At 44.3% G+C, this 18,978-nt stretch carries 34 protein-coding genes; 29 read left to right on the top strand and 5 right to left on the bottom strand.

The window, feature by feature from the left end:
• The first annotated feature begins 4 nt into the window (after nt 1-4).
• The 29 genes from rplC to RB151_RS21105 all read left to right on the top strand — a co-directional run bounded on the left by rplC (nt 5) and on the right by RB151_RS21105 (nt 14,132).
• A complete protein-coding gene (gene rplC / locus RB151_RS21245; RefSeq protein WP_042847572.1) occupies nt 5-634 on the top strand; it encodes a 50S ribosomal protein L3 in 630 nt (209 codons plus the stop codon).
• A gap of 16 nt (nt 635-650) precedes the next feature.
• Nucleotides 651-1,256 carry a 50S ribosomal protein L4 gene (rplD, locus tag RB151_RS21240; protein WP_042847571.1) on the top strand — a complete coding sequence of 202 codons (606 nt, stop codon included), beginning with the start codon at nt 651-653 and terminating at the stop codon, nt 1,254-1,256.
• Nucleotides 1,253-1,555, top strand: a complete 303-nt coding sequence (gene rplW / locus RB151_RS21235; protein ID WP_042847569.1) for a 50S ribosomal protein L23 — start codon at nt 1,253-1,255, stop codon at nt 1,553-1,555. Before rplD ends, rplW begins: the two co-directional genes overlap by 4 nt.
• 19 nt (nt 1,556-1,574) lie before the next feature.
• Nucleotides 1,575-2,399, top strand: a complete 825-nt coding sequence (gene rplB, locus RB151_RS21230) for a 50S ribosomal protein L2 (RefSeq protein ID WP_006657016.1) — start codon at nt 1,575-1,577, stop codon at nt 2,397-2,399.
• Between the two features lie 14 nt (nt 2,400-2,413).
• The gene (rpsS, locus tag RB151_RS21225) at nt 2,414-2,692 is read left to right on the top strand and encodes a 30S ribosomal protein S19 (protein ID WP_004265426.1); all 279 of its coding nucleotides are present in this window, start codon (nt 2,414-2,416) and stop codon (nt 2,690-2,692) included.
• A gap of 15 nt (nt 2,693-2,707) precedes the next feature.
• Nucleotides 2,708-3,040, top strand: a complete 333-nt coding sequence (rplV, locus tag RB151_RS21220) for a 50S ribosomal protein L22 (RefSeq protein WP_004265430.1) — start codon at nt 2,708-2,710, stop codon at nt 3,038-3,040.
• Between the two features lie 17 nt (nt 3,041-3,057).
• The gene (gene rpsC / locus RB151_RS21215) at nt 3,058-3,759 is read left to right on the top strand and encodes a 30S ribosomal protein S3 (protein ID WP_004907131.1); all 702 of its coding nucleotides are present in this window, start codon (nt 3,058-3,060) and stop codon (nt 3,757-3,759) included.
• A gap of 12 nt (nt 3,760-3,771) precedes the next feature.
• Nucleotides 3,772-4,182, top strand: a complete 411-nt coding sequence (gene rplP, locus RB151_RS21210) for a 50S ribosomal protein L16 (RefSeq protein ID WP_004265436.1) — start codon at nt 3,772-3,774, stop codon at nt 4,180-4,182.
• Nucleotides 4,182-4,373, top strand: a complete 192-nt coding sequence (gene rpmC / locus RB151_RS21205; protein WP_004265442.1) for a 50S ribosomal protein L29 — start codon at nt 4,182-4,184, stop codon at nt 4,371-4,373. Before rplP ends, rpmC begins: the two co-directional genes overlap by 1 nt.
• Complete coding sequence (rpsQ, locus tag RB151_RS21200; protein ID WP_042847566.1) at nt 4,373-4,627, top strand: 30S ribosomal protein S17; 255 nt, start codon at nt 4,373-4,375, stop codon at nt 4,625-4,627. Before rpmC ends, rpsQ begins: the two co-directional genes overlap by 1 nt.
• A gap of 176 nt (nt 4,628-4,803) precedes the next feature.
• Nucleotides 4,804-5,175: a 50S ribosomal protein L14 gene (gene rplN / locus RB151_RS21195; RefSeq protein ID WP_004265449.1), complete on the top strand. Its 372-nt coding sequence runs from the start codon at nt 4,804-4,806 to the stop codon at nt 5,173-5,175.
• Nucleotides 5,176-5,185: 10 nt separating this feature from the next.
• Nucleotides 5,186-5,500, top strand: coding sequence for a 50S ribosomal protein L24 (rplX, locus tag RB151_RS21190; protein ID WP_042847564.1), 315 nt, complete (start codon nt 5,186-5,188; stop codon nt 5,498-5,500).
• A 15-nt stretch (nt 5,501-5,515) separates the two neighbouring features.
• Nucleotides 5,516-6,055: a 50S ribosomal protein L5 gene (gene rplE, locus RB151_RS21185; protein WP_006816328.1), complete on the top strand. Its 540-nt coding sequence runs from the start codon at nt 5,516-5,518 to the stop codon at nt 6,053-6,055.
• A gap of 12 nt (nt 6,056-6,067) precedes the next feature.
• Nucleotides 6,068-6,373, top strand: coding sequence for a 30S ribosomal protein S14 (rpsN, locus tag RB151_RS21180; protein ID WP_004265458.1), 306 nt, complete (start codon nt 6,068-6,070; stop codon nt 6,371-6,373).
• Nucleotides 6,374-6,402: 29 nt separating this feature from the next.
• Nucleotides 6,403-6,795: a 30S ribosomal protein S8 gene (rpsH, locus tag RB151_RS21175; RefSeq protein WP_042847562.1), complete on the top strand. Its 393-nt coding sequence runs from the start codon at nt 6,403-6,405 to the stop codon at nt 6,793-6,795.
• Between the two features lie 14 nt (nt 6,796-6,809).
• A complete protein-coding gene (gene rplF, locus RB151_RS21170; RefSeq protein ID WP_042847560.1) occupies nt 6,810-7,343 on the top strand; it encodes a 50S ribosomal protein L6 in 534 nt (177 codons plus the stop codon).
• A 9-nt stretch (nt 7,344-7,352) separates the two neighbouring features.
• On the top strand, nt 7,353-7,706 hold the full coding sequence (rplR, locus tag RB151_RS21165) for a 50S ribosomal protein L18 (protein WP_042847557.1): 354 nt from the start codon (nt 7,353-7,355) through the stop codon (nt 7,704-7,706).
• Nucleotides 7,707-7,720: 14 nt separating this feature from the next.
• Nucleotides 7,721-8,221, top strand: coding sequence for a 30S ribosomal protein S5 (gene rpsE, locus RB151_RS21160; protein WP_004265471.1), 501 nt, complete (start codon nt 7,721-7,723; stop codon nt 8,219-8,221).
• Between the two features lie 6 nt (nt 8,222-8,227).
• Nucleotides 8,228-8,407 carry a 50S ribosomal protein L30 gene (gene rpmD, locus RB151_RS21155; RefSeq protein ID WP_004265475.1) on the top strand — a complete coding sequence of 60 codons (180 nt, stop codon included), beginning with the start codon at nt 8,228-8,230 and terminating at the stop codon, nt 8,405-8,407.
• 3 nt (nt 8,408-8,410) lie between these two features.
• The gene (gene rplO, locus RB151_RS21150) at nt 8,411-8,845 is read left to right on the top strand and encodes a 50S ribosomal protein L15 (RefSeq protein WP_004265478.1); all 435 of its coding nucleotides are present in this window, start codon (nt 8,411-8,413) and stop codon (nt 8,843-8,845) included.
• Nucleotides 8,846-8,852: 7 nt separating this feature from the next.
• Nucleotides 8,853-10,178, top strand: a complete 1,326-nt coding sequence (gene secY / locus RB151_RS21145; protein WP_042847554.1) for a preprotein translocase subunit SecY — start codon at nt 8,853-8,855, stop codon at nt 10,176-10,178.
• Between the two features lie 46 nt (nt 10,179-10,224).
• Nucleotides 10,225-10,341, top strand: a complete 117-nt coding sequence (gene rpmJ / locus RB151_RS21140) for a 50S ribosomal protein L36 (protein ID WP_071548716.1) — start codon at nt 10,225-10,227, stop codon at nt 10,339-10,341.
• 145 nt (nt 10,342-10,486) lie between these two features.
• Nucleotides 10,487-10,843: a 30S ribosomal protein S13 gene (rpsM, locus tag RB151_RS21135; protein ID WP_004907144.1), complete on the top strand. Its 357-nt coding sequence runs from the start codon at nt 10,487-10,489 to the stop codon at nt 10,841-10,843.
• Between the two features lie 16 nt (nt 10,844-10,859).
• Nucleotides 10,860-11,249, top strand: coding sequence for a 30S ribosomal protein S11 (rpsK, locus tag RB151_RS21130; protein WP_002919257.1), 390 nt, complete (start codon nt 10,860-10,862; stop codon nt 11,247-11,249).
• Nucleotides 11,250-11,284: 35 nt separating this feature from the next.
• A complete protein-coding gene (gene rpsD / locus RB151_RS21125) occupies nt 11,285-11,905 on the top strand; it encodes a 30S ribosomal protein S4 (RefSeq protein WP_004265487.1) in 621 nt (206 codons plus the stop codon).
• 25 nt (nt 11,906-11,930) lie between these two features.
• Nucleotides 11,931-12,920: a DNA-directed RNA polymerase subunit alpha gene (locus tag RB151_RS21120; RefSeq protein WP_004265491.1), complete on the top strand. Its 990-nt coding sequence runs from the start codon at nt 11,931-11,933 to the stop codon at nt 12,918-12,920.
• A gap of 37 nt (nt 12,921-12,957) precedes the next feature.
• The gene (gene rplQ, locus RB151_RS21115; RefSeq protein WP_004907152.1) at nt 12,958-13,344 is read left to right on the top strand and encodes a 50S ribosomal protein L17; all 387 of its coding nucleotides are present in this window, start codon (nt 12,958-12,960) and stop codon (nt 13,342-13,344) included.
• A gap of 135 nt (nt 13,345-13,479) precedes the next feature.
• Nucleotides 13,480-13,896: a Zn(2+)-responsive transcriptional regulator gene (zntR, locus tag RB151_RS21110; RefSeq protein WP_042847794.1), complete on the top strand. Its 417-nt coding sequence runs from the start codon at nt 13,480-13,482 to the stop codon at nt 13,894-13,896.
• A gap of 35 nt (nt 13,897-13,931) precedes the next feature.
• Nucleotides 13,932-14,132: an alternative ribosome-rescue factor A gene (locus RB151_RS21105; protein WP_042847548.1), complete on the top strand. Its 201-nt coding sequence runs from the start codon at nt 13,932-13,934 to the stop codon at nt 14,130-14,132.
• Here RB151_RS21105 and mscL read toward each other — a convergent pair whose 3' ends face one another.
• From mscL to def, 5 genes are all read right to left on the bottom strand, one after another.
• Entirely contained in the window at nt 14,133-14,543 is a 411-nt protein-coding gene (gene mscL, locus RB151_RS21100; RefSeq protein WP_042847544.1) for a large-conductance mechanosensitive channel protein MscL, read from the bottom strand.
• 107 nt (nt 14,544-14,650) lie between these two features.
• Entirely contained in the window at nt 14,651-16,027 is a 1,377-nt protein-coding gene (gene trkA, locus RB151_RS21095; protein WP_042847541.1) for a Trk system potassium transporter TrkA, read from the bottom strand.
• A 33-nt stretch (nt 16,028-16,060) separates the two neighbouring features.
• On the bottom strand, nt 16,061-17,347 hold the full coding sequence (gene rsmB / locus RB151_RS21090; protein WP_042847538.1) for a 16S rRNA (cytosine(967)-C(5))-methyltransferase RsmB: 1,287 nt from the start codon (nt 17,345-17,347) through the stop codon (nt 16,061-16,063).
• A 68-nt stretch (nt 17,348-17,415) separates the two neighbouring features.
• Nucleotides 17,416-18,363, bottom strand: coding sequence for a methionyl-tRNA formyltransferase (gene fmt, locus RB151_RS21085; RefSeq protein WP_071548715.1), 948 nt, complete (start codon nt 18,361-18,363; stop codon nt 17,416-17,418).
• A gap of 32 nt (nt 18,364-18,395) precedes the next feature.
• Nucleotides 18,396-18,914: a peptide deformylase gene (def, locus tag RB151_RS21080; RefSeq protein WP_042847534.1), complete on the bottom strand. Its 519-nt coding sequence runs from the start codon at nt 18,912-18,914 to the stop codon at nt 18,396-18,398.
• Nucleotides 18,915-18,978 lie beyond the last annotated feature (64 nt).

Raw genomic sequence — 18,978 nt, 5'->3', positions numbered from 1 at the left:
AACAATGATTGGTTTAGTCGGTAAGAAAGTGGGAATGACGCGTATCTTCACTGAAGATGGTGTTTCTATCCCTGTAACTGTTATCGAAATTGAAAATAACCGTGTTACTCAGGTTAAAACTGCAGAAACTGACGGTTATAATGCAATTCAGGTTACTACTGGTAGCAAAAAAGCTAACCGTGTAACTAAACCTGAAGCAGGTCATTTCGCTAAAGCTGGCGTTGAAGCTGGCCGTATTCTGCGTGAATTCCGTACTGAAGAAGGTACTGAGTTTGCAGCAGGTCAAAGCATTAGCGTTGAAATTTTCGCTGACGTTAAAAAAGTCGACGTTACTGGTACATCTAAAGGTAAAGGTTTTGCCGGCACAGTTAAGCGCTGGAATTTCCGTACTCAAGATGCTACTCACGGTAACTCCTTGTCTCACCGTGTTCCGGGTTCTATCGGTCAGAACCAGACTCCGGGCAAAGTGTTTAAAGGCAAGAAAATGGCAGGCCAACTAGGTAATGAACGTGTAACTGTTCAAAGCTTAGATGTAGTACGTGTTGACGCTGAGCGCAACCTGCTGCTGGTCAAAGGTGCTGTTCCAGGAGCAACTGGTAGCAACCTGATCGTAAAACCGGCTGTCAAGGCTTAACGTCGAGGAGATAGGAATGGAATTGGTAATGAAAGACGCGCAAAGCGCGCTGACTGTTTCCGAAACTACCTTCGGGCGTGATTTCAATGAAGCGCTTGTTCACCAAGTAGTTGTTGCATATGCAGCTGGTGCTCGTCAAGGTACTCGTGCTCAGAAAACTCGTGCTGAAGTTTCTGGTTCAGGTAAAAAACCATGGCGTCAAAAAGGCACTGGTCGTGCACGTGCTGGTTCAGTAAAGAGCCCGATTTGGCGCTCTGGTGGTGTTAGCTTTGCAGCTAAACCACAGGACCACAGTCAAAAAGTTAATAAGAAGATGTACCGTGGTGCTTTAAAAAGCATCCTGTCTGAATTGGTACGTCAAGATCGTCTGATCGTTGTCGAGAAGTTCTCTGTAGAAGCGCCTAAAACTAAGCTGCTGGCACAGAAACTGAAAGATATGGCTCTGGAAGATGTGCTGATCATCACTGCTGAATTAGATGAAAATCTGTTTTTAGCAGCGCGCAACCTGTACAAGGTTGACGTTCGTGATGCAGCTGGTATCGACCCAGTAAGCCTGATCGCCTTCGACAAAGTGGTTATGACTGCTGATGCTGTGAAGCAAGTTGAGGAGATGCTGGCATGATCCGTGAAGAACGTCTGCTAAAAGTACTGCGCGCGCCGCATGTATCTGAAAAAGCTTCTACAGCGATGGAAAAAAGCAATACCATCGTTCTCAAAGTTGCGAAAGACGCGACTAAAGCAGAAATCAAAGCTGCTGTACAGAAACTGTTTGAAGTCGAAGTTGAAGGTGTTAACACTTTGCTGGTTAAAGGCAAAACTAAACGCCACGGTCAGCGTTCCGGTCGCCGCAGTGACTGGAAAAAAGCTTACGTTACGCTGAAAGAAGGCCAGAATCTGGACTTCGTTAGCGGCGCAGAGTAAGTCGGAGGAGTAAAGAACAATGGCAGTTGTTAAATGTAAACCTACGTCTCCGGGCCGTCGCCACGTTGTTAAAGTGGTTAACCCTGAGCTGCATAAGGGAAAACCTTATGCTCCGCTGTTAGAAAAAAACAGCAAATCCGGTGGTCGTAACAACAATGGCCGTATCACTACCCGTCATATCGGTGGTGGCCATAAGCAGCATTATCGTTTAGTTGATTTTAAACGCAACAAAGACGGTATCCCTGCGGTTGTTGAGCGTTTGGAATATGATCCAAATCGTTCTGCGAACATTGCACTGGTACTATATAAAGACGGTGAACGTCGTTATATTCTTGCACCAAAAGGCCTGAAAGCTGGCGACCAGATTCAATCTGGTGTTGATTCAGCAATCAAAGCTGGTAACGCACTGCCTATGCGCAACATCCCTGTTGGTTCTACAGTTCATAATATCGAACTGAAACCAGGTAAAGGTGGACAGTTAGCGCGTTCAGCAGGTACTTACGCTCAAATCGTTGCTCGTGATGGTGCTTATGTCACCTTACGTCTGCGTTCTGGTGAAATGCGTAAAGTTTTAGCTGATTGCCGTGCAACCTTAGGTGAAGTTGGTAACGCTGAACATATGTTACGTGTTCTCGGTAAAGCTGGTGCTAGTCGCTGGCGTGGTATTCGTCCTACCGTTCGCGGTACTGCGATGAACCCAGTAGACCATCCACATGGTGGTGGTGAAGGCCGTAACTTTGGTAAACACCCTGTAACACCTTGGGGCGTTCAAACCAAAGGTAAGAAAACTCGTAGCAACAAGCGTACTGATCAATTCATCGTACGTCATCGTTCTAAAAAATAATTAGAGGATAAGCCATGCCACGTTCTCTCAAGAAAGGTCCTTTTATTGACCTGCACTTGCTGAAGAAGGTAGAGAAAGCGGTGGAAAGCGGAGACAAGAAGCCTCTCAAGACTTGGTCCCGTCGTTCAACGATCTTTCCTAATATGATCGGATTGACCATCGCTGTCCATAATGGTCGTCAGCATGTTCCAGTTTTCGTAACCGACGAAATGGTTGGTCACAAACTGGGTGAATTCGCACCGACTCGCACTTATCGCGGCCACGCGGCAGATAAGAAAGCTAAGAAACGTTAAGGATAGGAGGAAGAGATGGAAACTTTAGCTATGCATCGCCACGCTCGTTCTTCTGCCCAGAAGGTTCGCTTAGTTGCCGACCTGATTCGCGGTAAGAAAGTGTCGCAAGCTCTGGAAATTCTGACCTACACCAACAAGAAAGCTGCTGGTTTAGTGAAGAAAGTACTTGAATCTGCAATTGCTAACGCAGAGCAAAACGATGGCGCTGACATTGATGACCTGAAAGTTGCGAAAATATTCGTAGACGAAGGTCCAACTATGAAACGCATCATGCCGCGTGCGAAAGGCCGTGCAGATCGTATTCTTAAGCGCACCAGCCACATTACAGTGGTTGTGTCCGATCGCTGAGACTCTGGAGACTAGCAATGGGTCAGAAAGTACATCCTAATGGTATTCGCCTGGGTATTGTCAAACCTTGGAACTCTACTTGGTATGCGAATACCAATGAATTCGCTGACAACCTAGACAGCGATTTTAAAGTACGCCAGTACTTAAATAAAGAATTGGCAAAAGCGTCAATCTCTCGCATCGTTATCGAACGTCCTGCGAAAAGCATCCGTGTGACTATTCACACTGCTCGCCCAGGTATCGTTATCGGTAAGAAAGGTGAAGACGTTGAAAAACTGCGTAAAACAGTAGCGGATATCGCTGGTGTTCCTGCGCAAATCAATATCGCCGAAGTTCGTAAACCAGAACTGGACGCAAAATTAGTTGCTGACAGCATTTCTTCACAGCTGGAACGTCGTGTTATGTTCCGTCGTGCTATGAAGCGTGCAGTACAGAACGCAATGCGTCTGGGCGCTAAAGGTATTAAAGTTGAAGTCAGTGGCCGTTTAGGCGGTGCTGAAATCGCTCGTACCGAGTGGTATCGTGAAGGCCGTGTGCCACTGCACACATTACGTGCTGATATCGATTACAACACTTCAGAAGCGCACACCACTTACGGTGTTCTCGGCGTTAAGGTATGGATCTTCAAAGGTGAGATTCTGGGTGGTATGGCTGCTGTTGAACAAGCTGAGAAACCAGCTGCTCAACCTAAAAAGCAGCAGCGTAAAGGCCGCAAGTAAGGAGAGTCGCTGATGTTACAACCAAAGCGTACAAAATTCCGTAAGGTGCACAAAGGCCGCAACCGTGGTCTAGCGCAAGGTACGGATGTTAGCTTCGGCACTTTCGGTCTTAAAGCTGTTGGCCGTGGTCGTCTGACTGCACGTCAGATCGAAGCGGCACGTCGTGCTATGACCCGTGCTATTAAGCGTCAAGGTAAAATCTGGATCCGTGTGTTCCCAGACAAACCAATCACTGAGAAACCACTCGAAGTTCGTATGGGTAAAGGTAAAGGTAACGTAGAATATTGGGTTGCCTTAATCCAGCCTGGTAAAGTTTTATACGAAATGGACGGTGTGCCTGAAGAGCTGGCTCGTGAGGCATTCTCTCTGGCAGCAGCGAAACTGCCTATCAAAACCACCTTTGTAACTAAGACGGTGATGTAATGAAAGCACAAGAGCTGCGCGAAAAAAGCGTTGAAGAGCTGAATGCTGAACTTTTGAACTTGTTACGTGAACAATTTAATTTACGTATGCAGGCTGCAAGTGGTCAGCTACAACAGTCTCATCTGTTGAAACAAGTGCGTCGTGATATCGCACGTGTGAAGACTTTACTGACTGAGAAGGCAGGTGCGTAATGAGCGATAAAATCCGTACTCTGCAAGGTCGTGTAGTTAGCGATAAAATGGAGAAATCTATTGTTGTTGCTATCGAGCGTATGGTGAAACACCCTCTGTATGGTAAATTCATCCGTCGTACGACTAAATTGCACGTACATGACGAGAACAATGAATGTGGAATCGGTGACGTGGTAGAAATCCGCGAAACTCGTCCACTGTCTAAGACTAAGTCTTGGGCCTTAGTTCGCGTTGTAGAAAAAGCTGTTCTGTAATAGAATAGACTTTTCTGATGAATAAACGGCTCTTATTTGATTGAGCCGTTTATTTTTTTCTGTCCAACTCGATGATGTGGTGTTATAATGCCGCGCCCTCGTAGTATGGGTATATTTGAACGGCCTCTTCATAATGAGGTGGCTCAGTAGTAGTTGACATTTAGCGGAGCACTAAAATGATCCAAGAACAGACTATGCTGAACGTGGCCGACAACTCCGGTGCACGTCGCGTAATGTGTATCAAGGTTCTAGGTGGCTCGCACCGTCGCTATGCACATGTCGGCGACATCATTAAAATTACCGTTAAAGAAGCAATTCCACGCGGTAAAGTTAAAAAGGGTGATGTCCTGAAAGCGGTAGTGGTGCGCACCAAGAAGGGTGTACGTCGCCCTGACGGTTCTGTCATTCGCTTCGATGGTAATGCTTGTGTGTTATTAAATAACAACAGCGAGCAAGTAATCGGTACGCGTATTTTTGGGCCGGTAACTCGTGAACTTCGTAACGAGAAGTTTATGAAAATTATCTCTCTGGCACCTGAAGTACTCTAAGGAGCGAACTATGGCAGCGAAAATCCGTCGTGATGACGAAGTTATCGTGCTAACTGGGAAAGACAAAGGTAAGCGCGGTAAAGTAAAGCAGGTTATTTCTTCTGGTAAAGTTATCGTTGAAGGTATCAATCTGGTTAAAAAACATCAGAAGCCTGTACCGGCTCTGAACCAACCAGGTGGCATCGTTGAAAAAGAAGCGGCTATTCAAGTTTCTAACGTTGCAATCTTTAACGCGGCAACCGGTAAGGCTGACCGTGTAGGCTTTAGATTCGAAGACGGCAAAAAAGTCCGTTTCTTCAAATCTAACAGTGAAACTATCAAGTAATTTTTGGAGTATACGATGGCGAAACTGCATGATTACTATAAAGACGAAGTAGTTAATAAACTCATGACTGAGTTTAACTACACTTCTGTCATGCAAGTCCCTCGGGTCGAGAAGATCACCCTGAATATGGGTGTTGGTGAAGCGATTGCTGATAAAAAACTGCTGGATAACGCAGCAGCTGATTTAACAGCGATCTCAGGTCAAAAACCTTTGATCACCAAAGCACGCAAATCTGTTGCAGGCTTCAAAATCCGTCAGGGCTATCCAATCGGCTGTAAAGTAACCCTGCGTGGCGAACGCATGTGGGAGTTCCTTGAGCGTCTGATTTCTATTGCTGTACCACGTATTCGTGACTTCCGTGGCTTGCCCGCTAAGTCTTTCGATGGTCGCGGTAACTACAGCATGGGTGTTCGTGAACAAATCATCTTCCCTGAAATCGATTACGATAAAGTGGATCGCGTACGTGGTTTAGATATTACTATCACCACTACTGCGAAATCAGATGACGAAGGTCGCGCACTGTTAGCAGCGTTCAACTTCCCGTTCCGCAAGTAAGGCAGGGTACTCATGGCTAAGAAATCTATGAAAGCGCGTGATGTTAAACGTGCTAAATTAGCTGAGAAGTTCTTCGCAAAACGCGTAGAATTGAAAGCTATCATCTCTGATGTTAAAGCATCCGATGAAGATCGCTGGGACGCTGTTCTCAAGCTGCAAACACTGCCACGTGATTCAAGTCCTTCTCGTCAGCGTAACCGCTGCCGTCAAACAGGGCGTCCGCATGGTTTCCTGCGGAAGTTTGGTCTGAGCCGTATTAAAGTCCGTGAAGCCGCAATGCGCGGTGAAATCCCGGGCCTTAAAAAGGCAAGTTGGTAATTCCATTTGAATCACGGGAGTAAAGACAGATGAGCATGCAAGATCCCATCGCGGATATGCTGACCCGTATCCGTAACGGTCAGGCCGCGAACAAAGTTGCGGTCACCATGCCTTCCTCCAAGCTGAAAGTGGCAATTGCCAAAGTGCTGAAGGAAGAAGGTTATATCGAAGATTTTAAAATTGAAGGCGACATCAAGCCAGAATTGGAACTGACTTTACGTTATTTCCAAGGTAAGGCTGTCGTAGAAAGCATTCAGCGTGTAAGCCGCCCAAGCCTGCGCATCTATAAGAAAAAAGATGAGCTACCACAAGTTATGGCTGGGTTAGGTATCGCTGTTATTTCTACCTCTAAAGGTGTCATGACTGATCGTGCAGCTCGCCAAGCTGGTCTTGGTGGCGAGATTCTCTGCTACGTAGCTTAATTCGGGAGGAAAGAATGTCTCGTGTGGCAAAAGCACCCGTCGTCATTCCTGCCGGCGTAGAGGTAAAACTCAACGGTCAGGTTATTTCGATTAAGGGTAAAAACGGCGAGCTTAGTCGTACTATCCATAATGCAGTTGAAGTTAAAAACGAAGACAATCAGCTGACTTTCGCACCACGCGAAGGTTTCGCGGATGCATGGGCACAAGCGGGTACTACTCGTTCACTGTGTAATGCAATGGTTGTTGGTGTTACCGATGGCTTCACTAAAAAGCTTCAACTGGTCGGTGTTGGTTACCGTGCAGCAATCAAAGGCAATGCTGTAAGCTTGTCTTTAGGTTTCTCGCATCCGGTTGAACACGCACTGCCAGCAGGCATTACTGCTGAATGTCCAACACAAACTGAAATCGTACTGAAAGGTGCGGATAAGCAAGTGATTGGCCAAGTTGCAGCAGAACTGCGTGCTTACCGTCGTCCTGAACCTTATAAAGGTAAAGGTGTTCGTTACGCCGATGAAATCGTGCGTACCAAAGAGGCTAAGAAGAAGTAAGGTAACACTATGGATAAGAAAGCAGCTCGTATCCGTCGTGCGACCCGCGCACGCCGTAAGATCCAAGAGTTGGGTGCGACTCGCCTGGTGGTACATCGTACTCCACGCCATATTTATGCGCAGGTTATCGCACCGAACGGTTCTGAAACATTGGTTGCAGCTTCTACTACAGAAAAAGCTATCAATGAACAAGTTAAGTTTACTGGAAACAAAGACGCAGCAGCAATTGTTGGTAAATTAGTTGCAGAACGCGCACTGGAAAAAGGCATCAAAGTTGTTGCTTTTGACCGTTCTGGTTTCCAATATCATGGTAGAGTCCAGGCACTGGCAGATGCTGCCCGTGAAGCTGGCCTTCAGTTCTAAGGTAGAGGTGTAAGATGGCTCACATCGAGAAACAAGCTGGCGAACTGCAGGAAAAGCTGATCGCGGTAAACCGCGTAGCAAAAACCGTTAAAGGTGGCCGTATTTTCAGCTTTACCGCACTAACTGTAGTTGGTGATGGTAACGGTCGCGTTGGTTTTGGCTACGGCAAAGCGCGCGAAGTTCCGGCAGCAATCCAGAAAGCGATGGAAAAAGCCCGTCGCAGTATGAAAACCGTTGCTCTAAACAACGGCACATTGTTCCACCCTGTGAAAGGTACACACACTGGTTCTCGTGTGTTTATGCAACCTGCTCACGAAGGTACCGGTATCATTGCCGGCGGTGCAATGCGTGCTGTTTTAGAAGTAGCTGGAGTTCGCAACGTACTGGCTAAAACCTACGGTTCCACAAACCCAATCAACGTGGTTCGTGCAACACTGGATGCTTTAGACAGCATGAAGTCTCCAGAAATGGTCGCAGCTAAGCGTGGAAAATCCGTCGAAGAAATTCTGGGGTAATCGGCCATGGCTAAGACTATTAAAATTACACAAGTTCGCAGTTCAATCGGTCGTCTGCCTAAGCATAAGGCAACACTGGTCGGTTTAGGTCTGCGTCGCATTGGTCATACAGTAGAGCGCGAGGATACTCCTGCTGTACGTGGTATGGTCAACTTGGTTTCCTACATGGTTAAAGTTGAGGAGTAAGAGATGCGTTTAAATACTCTGTCTCCGGCTGAAGGTGCCAAGCACGCGCCTAAACGCGTAGGTCGTGGTATCGGTTCTGGTCTGGGTAAAACCGGCGGCCGTGGTCACAAAGGTCAGAAATCTCGTTCTGGCGGTGGCGTACGTCGTGGTTTCGAAGGCGGCCAGATGCCTTTATATCGTCGTCTGCCGAAATTCGGCTTCACTTCACGTAAAGCAATGATCACTGCAGAGATTCGTCTGTCTGATTTTGCTGCTGTTGAAGGCGATGTTATTGATCTGAACGCACTGAAAGCCGCGAACGTTGTTGGCATCCAGATTGAATATGCGAAAGTTATTCTGTCTGGCGAAGTGAACCGTGCAGTTACTGTACGTGGCCTTCGTGTTACTAAAGGTGCTCGCGCTGCAATCGAAGCTGCCGGCGGTAAAATTGAGGAATAAGTGACAGATGGCTAAACAACCAGGATTAGATTTTCAAAGTGCCAAGGGTGGAACTGGCGAACTTAAACGCAGACTTTTGTTTGTAATTGGTGCGCTAATTGTATTCCGAATTGGTTCTTTTATTCCAATCCCTGGTATTGATGCCACTGTGCTTGCCAAATTGCTCGAACAGCAACAAGGCACCATCATTGAAATGTTTAACATGTTCTCTGGTGGTGCTCTTAGCCGTGCTTCTATCTTTGCTTTGGGGATCATGCCGTATATCTCGGCGTCGATCATCATCCAATTATTATCTGTGGTTAATCCACGATTAGCAGAGATTAAGAAGGAAGGAGAAGCAGGTCGTCGGAAGATAAGCCAATATACTCGTTGGGGTACTCTGGTATTAGCAATATTCCAATCTATTGGTATTGCAATGGGTCTACCGAATATGCCAGGGATGCAAGGATTGGTTATTGATCCGGGTCTTCCATTCTACTTTACGGCTGTTGTTAGCTTAGTCACAGGGACAATGTTCTTAATGTGGTTAGGTGAACAGATAACTGAAAGAGGTATTGGTAACGGTATCTCTATCATTATCTTCGCTGGTATTGTTGCGGGGTTACCGCCGGCTATTGGCCATACCATCGAGCAAGCTCGGCAAGGCGACCTGCACTTCCTCCTGTTGCTGTTGGTTGCAGTATTAGTATTCGCGGTTACTTTCTTTGTTGTGTTTATGGAACGTGGTCAACGTCGTATTGTCGTTAATTACGCTAAACGTCAGCAGGGGCGCCGTGTTTATGCAGCACAAAGTACACATTTACCGTTAAAAGTGAATATGGCGGGTGTAATTCCTGCAATTTTTGCTTCCAGTATCATACTATTCCCGGGTACAATAGCTTCTTGGTTTGGTGATGGAACTGGCTGGGACTGGCTGACGACTATTTCTATGTATTTGCAGCCTGGTCAACCGTTATATGTGTTGCTTTATGCATCTGCGATCATCTTCTTCTGTTTCTTCTATACGGCGTTGGTTTTCAACCCAAGAGAAACAGCAGATAACCTGAAGAAGTCCGGTGCATTTGTACCAGGAATTCGTCCGGGAGAGCAAACGGCCAAGTACATTGATAAGGTAATGACTCGCTTGACATTAGTTGGCGCATTATATATTACCTTCATCTGCCTAATCCCGGAGTTCATGCGTGACGCAATGAAAGTACCTTTTTACTTTGGTGGTACTTCCCTCTTAATCGTGGTTGTTGTTATCATGGACTTTATGGCTCAAGTGCAAACTCTGATGATGTCAAGTCAGTATGAGTCTGCATTGAAGAAAGCAAACCTGAAAGGTAAATAATCACTCTGTGTGATTATGGTTTGCTTAGAAGTTACGGAGAGTAAAAATGAAAGTTCGTGCTTCCGTCAAGAAATTATGCCGTAATTGCAAAGTTATCCGTCGCAATGGTAGCGTTCGTGTAATTTGCAGTGTTGAGCCAAGACATAAACAACGTCAAGGCTAAGAAAAAGCATTTTTTTCTTGCAAAGTTGGGTTGAGCTGGCTAAATTAGCCAGCCAATCTTTTTTATCTAAGATACATTATTGTTTGAGTATCCTGAAAACGGGCTTTTCAGCACAGTAATGTATATTTTAACTTAGGAGTGCATAGTGGCCCGTATAGCAGGCATTAACATTCCTGATCATAAACATACCGTAATCGCTTTAACATCGATTTTCGGAATCGGCAAAACACGTTCACAGGCTATCTGTGAAGCAACTGGTATTGCTGAAAATGTTAAGATCAGTGAACTGTCTGAAGAACAAATCGACAAGCTGCGTGACGAAGTTGCCAAGTATGTTGTAGAAGGTGACCTACGTCGTGAAATTACCCTGAGCATCAAGCGTCTAATGGACCTTGGTTGTTACCGTGGTTTACGTCATCGTCGTGGTCTTCCTGTGCGCGGACAGCGTACTAAGACTAACGCTCGTACCCGCAAGGGTCCGCGTAAGCCGATCAAGAAATAAGTCGGGGTACTGAATAATGGCAAAGGCACCAATTCGTGCACGTAAGCGTGTAAGAAAACAAGTCTCAGACGGTGTGGCTCATATCCATGCTTCTTTCAACAACACAATCGTTACTATTACTGATCGTCAAGGTAACGCATTAGGTTGGGCAACTGCCGGTGGTTCCGGTTTCCGTGGTTCTCGCAAATCCACTCCGTTTGCAGCTCAGGTTGCAGCAGAGCGTTGCGCAGAAGCTGTGAAAGAATACGGAATTAAAAACTTGGAAGTTATGGTTAAGGGACCGGGTCCGGGTCGCGAATCAACAATTCGTGCTCTGAACGCCGCAGGTTTTCGCATCACTAATATTACTGATGTGACTCCTATCCCTCATAACGGTTGTCGCCCACCGAAAAAACGTCGCGTTTAATACGTATCGTTTTTTAGGACTGTTGGAGAAAGAAAATGGCTAGATATTTGGGTCCTAAGCTCAAGCTGAGCCGTCGCGAAGGAACAGACCTCTTTCTGAAGTCTGGTGTTCGCGCGATTGACACCAAGTGTAAATTAGAACAGGCACCAGGCCAGCACGGAGCGCGTAAACCGCGTCTGTCTGACTATGGTGTTCAGTTACGTGAAAAACAAAAAGTTCGTCGTATCTACGGTGTTCTGGAGCGTCAATTCCGTAACTATTATAAAGAAGCAACACGTCTGAAAGGCAACACAGGTGAAAACCTGCTGACTTTGCTGGAAGGCCGTCTTGATAACGTAGTTTACCGTATGGGCTTTGGCGCAACTCGCGCAGAAGCACGTCAAATGGTTAGCCATAAGGCTATCATGGTAAATGGTCGCGTAGTTAATATCGCTTCTTATCAGGTTTCCCCGAATGACGTTATCAGCGTTCGTGAGAAAGCTAAAAAACAGTCTCGTATTAAGGCTGCTTTAGAGCTGGCTGAACAGCGTGAGAAGCCAACTTGGCTGGAAGTTGATGCTGCTAAAATGGAAGGTGTGTTCAAACGTATTCCTGAACGTACTGACTTGTCTGCGGACATTAACGAACACCTGATCGTCGAGCTTTACTCCAAGTAAAGCTTAGCACCAAAGAGAGGACACAATGCAGGGTTCTGTGACAGAGTTTCTAAAACCGCGCCTGGTAGATATCGAGCAAGTGAGTTCGACGCACGCTAAGGTGACCCTTGAGCCTTTAGAGCGTGGCTTTGGCCATACTCTTGGTAACGCACTGCGCCGTATTCTGCTTTCGTCTATGCCGGGTTGTGCGGTGACAGAGGTTGAGATTGATGGTGTACTGCATGAGTACAGCACCAAAGAAGGTGTACAGGAAGATATCCTGGAGATTCTCCTCAACCTGAAAGGGCTGGCGGTAAAAGTTCAGGGGAAAGATGAAGTTATTTTAACCTTGAATAAATCTGGCATTGGCCCTGTGACTGCAGCCGACATCATCCATGATGGTGATGTCGAAATCGTCAAGCCACAGCACATCATCTGCCACCTGACTGACGAAAGCGCATCTATTAATATGCGAATTAAAGTACAGCGTGGTCGTGGTTATGTGCCGGCTTCTGCCCGAGTTCATTCGGAAGAAGATGAGCGCCCAATCGGTCGTTTGTTAGTCGATGCTTGCTACAGCCCAGTAGAGCGTATTGCCTATAATGTTGAAGCAGCTCGTGTTGAGCAACGTACGGACTTGGATAAGTTAGTTATTGAAATGGAAACTAACGGTACAATCGATCCTGAAGAGGCGATTCGCCGTGCAGCGACCATTCTAGCTGAACAACTTGAAGCATTCGTTGATTTACGTGATGTACGTCAACCGGAAGTTAAAGAAGAGAAGCCAGAATTCGATCCTATCTTACTGCGCCCAGTTGACGATCTGGAATTGACTGTCCGCTCTGCTAACTGCCTCAAAGCAGAAGCTATCCACTACATCGGTGATCTGGTACAGCGTACAGAAGTTGAGTTGCTTAAAACGCCTAACCTCGGTAAGAAATCTCTTACTGAAATTAAGGACGTCTTGGCATCTCGTGGTCTTTCTCTGGGCATGCGCTTAGAAAATTGGCCACCAGCAAGTATTGCTGATGATTAAGATCACAGGTTAAGGTTTTACTGAGAAGGATAAGGTCATGCGCCATCGTAAGAGTGGTCGTCAATTGAACCGCAACAGCAGCCACCGCCAAGCTATGTTCCGTAACATGGCTGGTTCTTTAGTTCGTCATGAGATCATCAAGACGACTCTGCCTAAAGCGAAAGAACTGCGTCGCGTCGTTGAGCCGCTGATTACTCTTGCCAAGACCGACAGCGTAGCTAATCGTCGTCTGGCATTCGCACGTACTCGTGATAACGAGATCGTTGCAAAATTATTTAATGAACTGGGACCTCGTTTCGCAGCTCGTGCAGGTGGTTACACTCGTATTCTTAAGTGTGGCTACCGCACAGGTGACAATGCTCCGATGGCTTACATCGAGCTTGTTGACCGTGCTGTTGAGTCTCAAGAAGCAGCAGCAGAGTAATCTGTCGTCGCTTTCAAGAAAACCGGGTATATTGCCCGGTTTTTTTGTACCTGCTATTCTTACTTTTCCAAAGCAGATTTTGTGCTCTTGAATTTTTTGTTGTTAACCATTATTTATAGGTAAGCGTTCATGAGTATGTATAAGATTGGCGAAATAGCTAAATTAGCTGATGTCACTCCAGACACGATCCGTTTTTATGAGAAACAAGGTTTGATGGGACATAAAATAAGAACTGAAGGTGGCTATCGACTATTTACAGAACAGGATTTGCAGCGATTACGCTTTATTCGCTATGCAAAACAGTTAGGGTTTACTTTGGATGCTATTGCAGAGTTACTTTCAATAAGAGTTGATCCGGAACATCATACATGCCAAGAATCCAAGCAAATTGTTGATGTTAGGTTACTAGAAGTTGAAAAAAAAATACAAGAGCTTATTATTATGCGCGATTCACTGAAGATGCTTAGCTCAGCATGTTGTGGTGAGGAACATGCAACAACCTATTGTTCAATTATGGAGATTTTAGAAAAAGGTGCTTCTAAAGTTTATTAAGGATATAAAACCCACTAATTATATGAAGGTATATCATGAGTAAATATCAACATAAGCGTGGTGAGATTAAAGATAATGCAATTGTAGCATTACTTCATGACCCATTATTTCGTCAAAGAGTTGAGAAAAATAAAAAAGGTAAAGGAAGTTATACAAGAAAAGGGAAAAATAATAAGGCAGGTAACTGGGAGGCCAGTGGTAATAGGTTTATTTACTTATTACCACTGGCCTTTTAGTTATTTTTTATTCTGTTCTTTTAATAAATCACGAATTTCTGATAATAAGACTTCTTCAGTTGATGGTGGTGCAGGCTCAGCTGGAGCAGCTTCTTTTGCACGGCGAACTTTATTCATTGCTTTAATTGCCATAAAAATAGCAAAGGCGACAATAATAAAGTCAAATACAGTTTGTAAAAACATCCCATAATTAAGTACTACGGCTGGTAAGTCACCTTGCGCTTCTTTTAGAACAATACTAAATGATTTGAAATCAACACCTCCGATGATTAAACCTAGTGGAGGCATGATGACATCAGCAACTAGAGAAGATACAATTTTACCGAAAGCAGCACCAATAATAATACCGACAGCCATATCTACTACATTGCCTTTCATGGCAAATTCACGGAAATCTTTTAAAAAGCTCATTCGACGACCCCTTAATAAATACCTTAATTGAAACAAAATGTGTATTAGGTTAATAAATTATAGTCGCTAGAATTAATAAGCTACAAATATTTATACATTTTTATTTTTTATAAAAAGAATGGACTTGGCTGGAATAGTTTTTCAACATCAGGGACATGTTTTTTATCTGTAATAAACATGATGACATGGTCGCCTTGTTCAATAATATGGTAATCGCTAGCAATAATTACTTCTTCTTCGCGAACTATTGCCCCAATAATTGTACCTGGCGGAAGTTTAATCTCTGATATTTTTTTACCAACAACTTTAGATGTATTCTCATCGCCGTGTGCAATTGCTTCGATTGCTTCAGCAACACCTCTTCTTAATGATGAAACATTCACAATATCGGCTTTTCTCACATGACTTAATAAAGCTGAAATTGTCGCTTGCTGTGGTGAAATTGCAATATCAATAACCCCACCTTGCACAAGTTCAACATAAGCTGAGCGTTGAATAAGTACCATTGCTTTTTTAGCGCCCATCTTTTTTGCTAGCATGGCAGACATAATATTAGCTTCATCGTCATTTGTAAGAGCAATAAATACATCCATCTGTTCAATGTGTTCTTCCGTTAGTAACTCTTGATCAGATGCATCACCATAAAAAACGATAGTATCATGCAATAACTCAGCAAGTTCTGTTGCACGTTGTTGGTTTCGCTCAATTAATTTTACACTGTAGTCTTTTTCAAGCCTTCTAGCTAAACCTGCACCAACATTACCACCGCCAACAATCATTAAACGTTTATAAGGTTTTTCCAGTCTTTGTAGTTCACTCATGACTGCTCTGATATGTTGTGTTGAAGCGACGAAAAATACCTCATCACCCGCTTCAATAATAGTTGAGCCTTGTGGGCGGATTGGTCTGTCTTGACGAAATATTGCCACGACACGAGTATCGATATGAGGCATGTGTTCACGTAAACTGGATAAGGCGTTGCCTACAAGTGATCCCCCATAATAGGCTTTTACTGCCACAATGCTGACTTTACCTTCCGCAAAATTAACGACCTGGAGCGCACCTGGATATTGGATTAATTTATAAATGTAATCTATCACTAACTGCTCTGGCGATATCAAATAATCAATAGGGATCTGTTCAGGTAGAAAGAGCTTATCCGCTTCACGAATATATTCGGTTGCCCTAATACGAGCAATTTTATTAGGTGTATTAAATAGGCTATATGCAATTTGGCAAGCAATCATATTTGTTTCGTCAGAGTTAGTGACGGCAACTAGCATGTCTGCGTCTTCGGCTCCAGCATCACGAAGGACTCTAGGATGAGAACCATGGCCATTAACGACACGCAGATCAAACTGATCTTGTAGCTGACGTAGGCGATCTCCGTCTGTATCAACTACTGTAATATCATTGTTCTCATCAACTAAATTTTCAGCAAGAGTCCCACCAACTTGCCCAGCGCCTAGAATAATGATCTTCATTGCATATTCCTATATCAGGTAATTAACGACTTATTATTGTACTTTTTTTATTAAGCGTGCATAAAAAAAGCCATCACCACCATCGGTAGTTGGCAATATTTGTAACCCTAATTTGGTTCCATCATTTAGGCATGCATCAGTATGCTTAGTTAGGAAATTTTCTATTTGCTGGCTGTTTTCTTCAGGCATAATTGAACAAGTCGCATATAGCAAAGTCCCGCCTGGTTTTAAATAAGGCCAAATAGCTTCAAGTATTTGAGCCTGTAGCTGTGCAAGTTCATTGATATCAGTATCACGGCGTAGCCATTTAATATCAGGATGGCGCCTTATTACACCGGTTGCAGAGCAAGGTGCATCTAGTAAAATGCGGTCAAATTGCTGTTCTTTCGCCCATTTTTCTGGTTGAGTACCATCACCTTGAACAACTGTTGCATGTTGTTGTAGCCGTGTTAGATTTTCTTTTACCCTTTTAAGGCGAGCATCATCAATATCGACCGCGAGTACTTTCGCTTTTGGCGCTAACTCTAAAATATGTGTTGTTTTCCCACCAGGTGCTGCACATAAATCTAGGATGCTTTCACCATCTTGGGGTTGTAATAGTTCAGCACAACCTTGAGCGGACACATCTTGCACTGTACACCAACCTTCTTCAAAGCCCGGTAGTTTAGAAACTGCGGTTGGTTCATGCAAACGAATAGCACTGGTATGCGTGGCATGTACATCCGCAGCTATGTCAGCCTGTTTGAGTAAATCAAGATATTGAGTTGCGGTATGGTGCTGAGAGTTGACCCTTAACCACATAGGTGGGCGTTGGTTATTTGCATCTGTGATTGATTGCCATTCATCAGGATAGGCATTTTGTATGCGTTTCAATAACCAACTCGGATGTAAATACTGGCTATTGTTGTTAGCAATGCGTTCTTCTAATTGTGTTTGTTGGCGCTGGAATGAACGCAAAACCCCATTAACCAGCCCTTTTAGTTGTGGGCGTTTTAAGGCAACAGCGCCATTGACTGTTTCCGCCAATGCGGCATGCGCCGGAATTCGAGTATAAAGAAGTTGATAAATACCCACCATGATGAGGTAGTGAAGCGCTCTTTGCTTACCTGTTAATGGTTTTTCCATAAGCTGGCCAATGAGCCATTCTAGTTTAGGTAAGTAACGTAAGACACCAAAACAAATCTCTTGTAATAGTGCTTTATCTTTATCATTGATATTGCGTTGTAAATCGGGCAACACAGTATTTAAGGATTGTCCATTATCAAGAACTTGACTGATTGCTGTTGCTGCGATACTTCGCAAATTATATGTATTTTTCATAAAAGAAGATGAACTTTGTAGTTGCTAAAATAAAACTGCCTGATGATATCAGGCAGTTTACAGATTTATTAATCTAGAATTTGCTCTGGAGTAAACCATTCACGACGGGAATTTAGTATATCTTGCGCACTCATTGCTTTTTTGCCTGGTGGTTGTAACTGAGTGATATTCAGTATGCCATTACCCGTGGTAATGCTTATCCCTTTTTTATCGGCGCTAATGATTGTTCCTGGCTGTTTATTGTGAGTCCCAGAGATTACTTCAGCTTGCCATACTTTGATTAGCTGCTCTTCAACCGTAAAATGACTCATAGGCCAAGGGTTAAATGCGCGGATACAGCGTTCGATGTGGCTGGCATCTTGTTGCCAATCAATACGCGCTTCTTCCTTAGATAATTTTTCGGCATAATTAGCCAGCGAATCATTCTGCTTTTCTGGGACACATTGGCCTAACGACAACATATCTACGGTATGGATCAATGCTTGTGGGCCAGTTATCGCTAGCTTTTCATACAATGTAGCACTTGTATCGTGGGGGGTAATCGGGCAAATTGCCTTATAAAGCATATCACCTGTGTCTAAACCTGCATCCATTTGCATAATAGTGACGCCCGTTTCAGCATCGCCAGCCCAAATAGAACGTTGAATAGGAGCAGCTCCTCGCCAACGAGGTAGTAAAGAGCCGTGAACATTTAGGCAGCCTAAACGAGGAATATCTAAAACAGCTTGTGGCAGAATTAACCCATAGGCAACGACGATCATTAGGTCTGCATTTCTTTCTTTGATCCATTGTTGATTTTCAGCATCTCGAAGCGATACAGGTTGAAAAACAGGAAGTTGGTGCTCTTCAGCTAGAACTTTAACCGGACTTGGTGTTAGTTTTTTCCCTCTACCCGCAGGTTTATCGTGGCGAGTAAGTACACCAACAATTTGGTGATTCGTTTCTAAAAGCGCGGCTAAATGTTTAGCAGCAAAATCCGGAGTACCCGCAAAGATAATTTTTAATGGTTCTGACACGTTAATTTCCCTGTTTATAGTTACCAAACTAGCTATTTTTTAGCCTCTTTTGCTCTTTGTCTATCCAGTTTTTCAACTTTTTGGCGGATGCGTTGACGTTTTAAAGGGGATAAATAATCAACAAACAGCTTACCAACAAGGTGATCCATTTCATGTTGGATACAAATAGCTAATAAACCATCCGCTTCAAGCTCAAAAGATTCTCCGTTGTAATCTAAAGCCTTAACTTTTACTTGCTCTGCTCGCGGCACAAACCCATGCTGTTCAGGAATAGAAAGACAACCCTCTTCGATACCAGTTTCTCCTGATTTATCTAATAATTCAGGGTTAATAAGTACTAGACGTTCATCACGGGTTTCAGAAACATCAATAACAATAATACGCTGGTGGATATCGACTTGTGTTGCTGCGAGCCCAATACCTTCTTCTTCATACATGGTATCGAACATATCATCAATGATGCGCTGAATAGAGGCATCAACTTTTTCGACCGGCTTAGCAATTGTGCGTAAGCGTTCGTCTGGGTAATGTAACACGTTTAAGACTGACATAAATTTTTCGAGCAGTTTCCAAAAAGTGAATGGGAATTAATGACTATTCTAGACATTTCTCCGT

The organism is Providencia rettgeri, from assembly GCF_001874625.1.
Taxonomy (GTDB): Bacteria; Pseudomonadota; Gammaproteobacteria; order Enterobacterales; family Enterobacteriaceae; genus Providencia; species Providencia huashanensis.
This window is presented reverse-complemented; position numbering and strand designations above follow the sequence as displayed.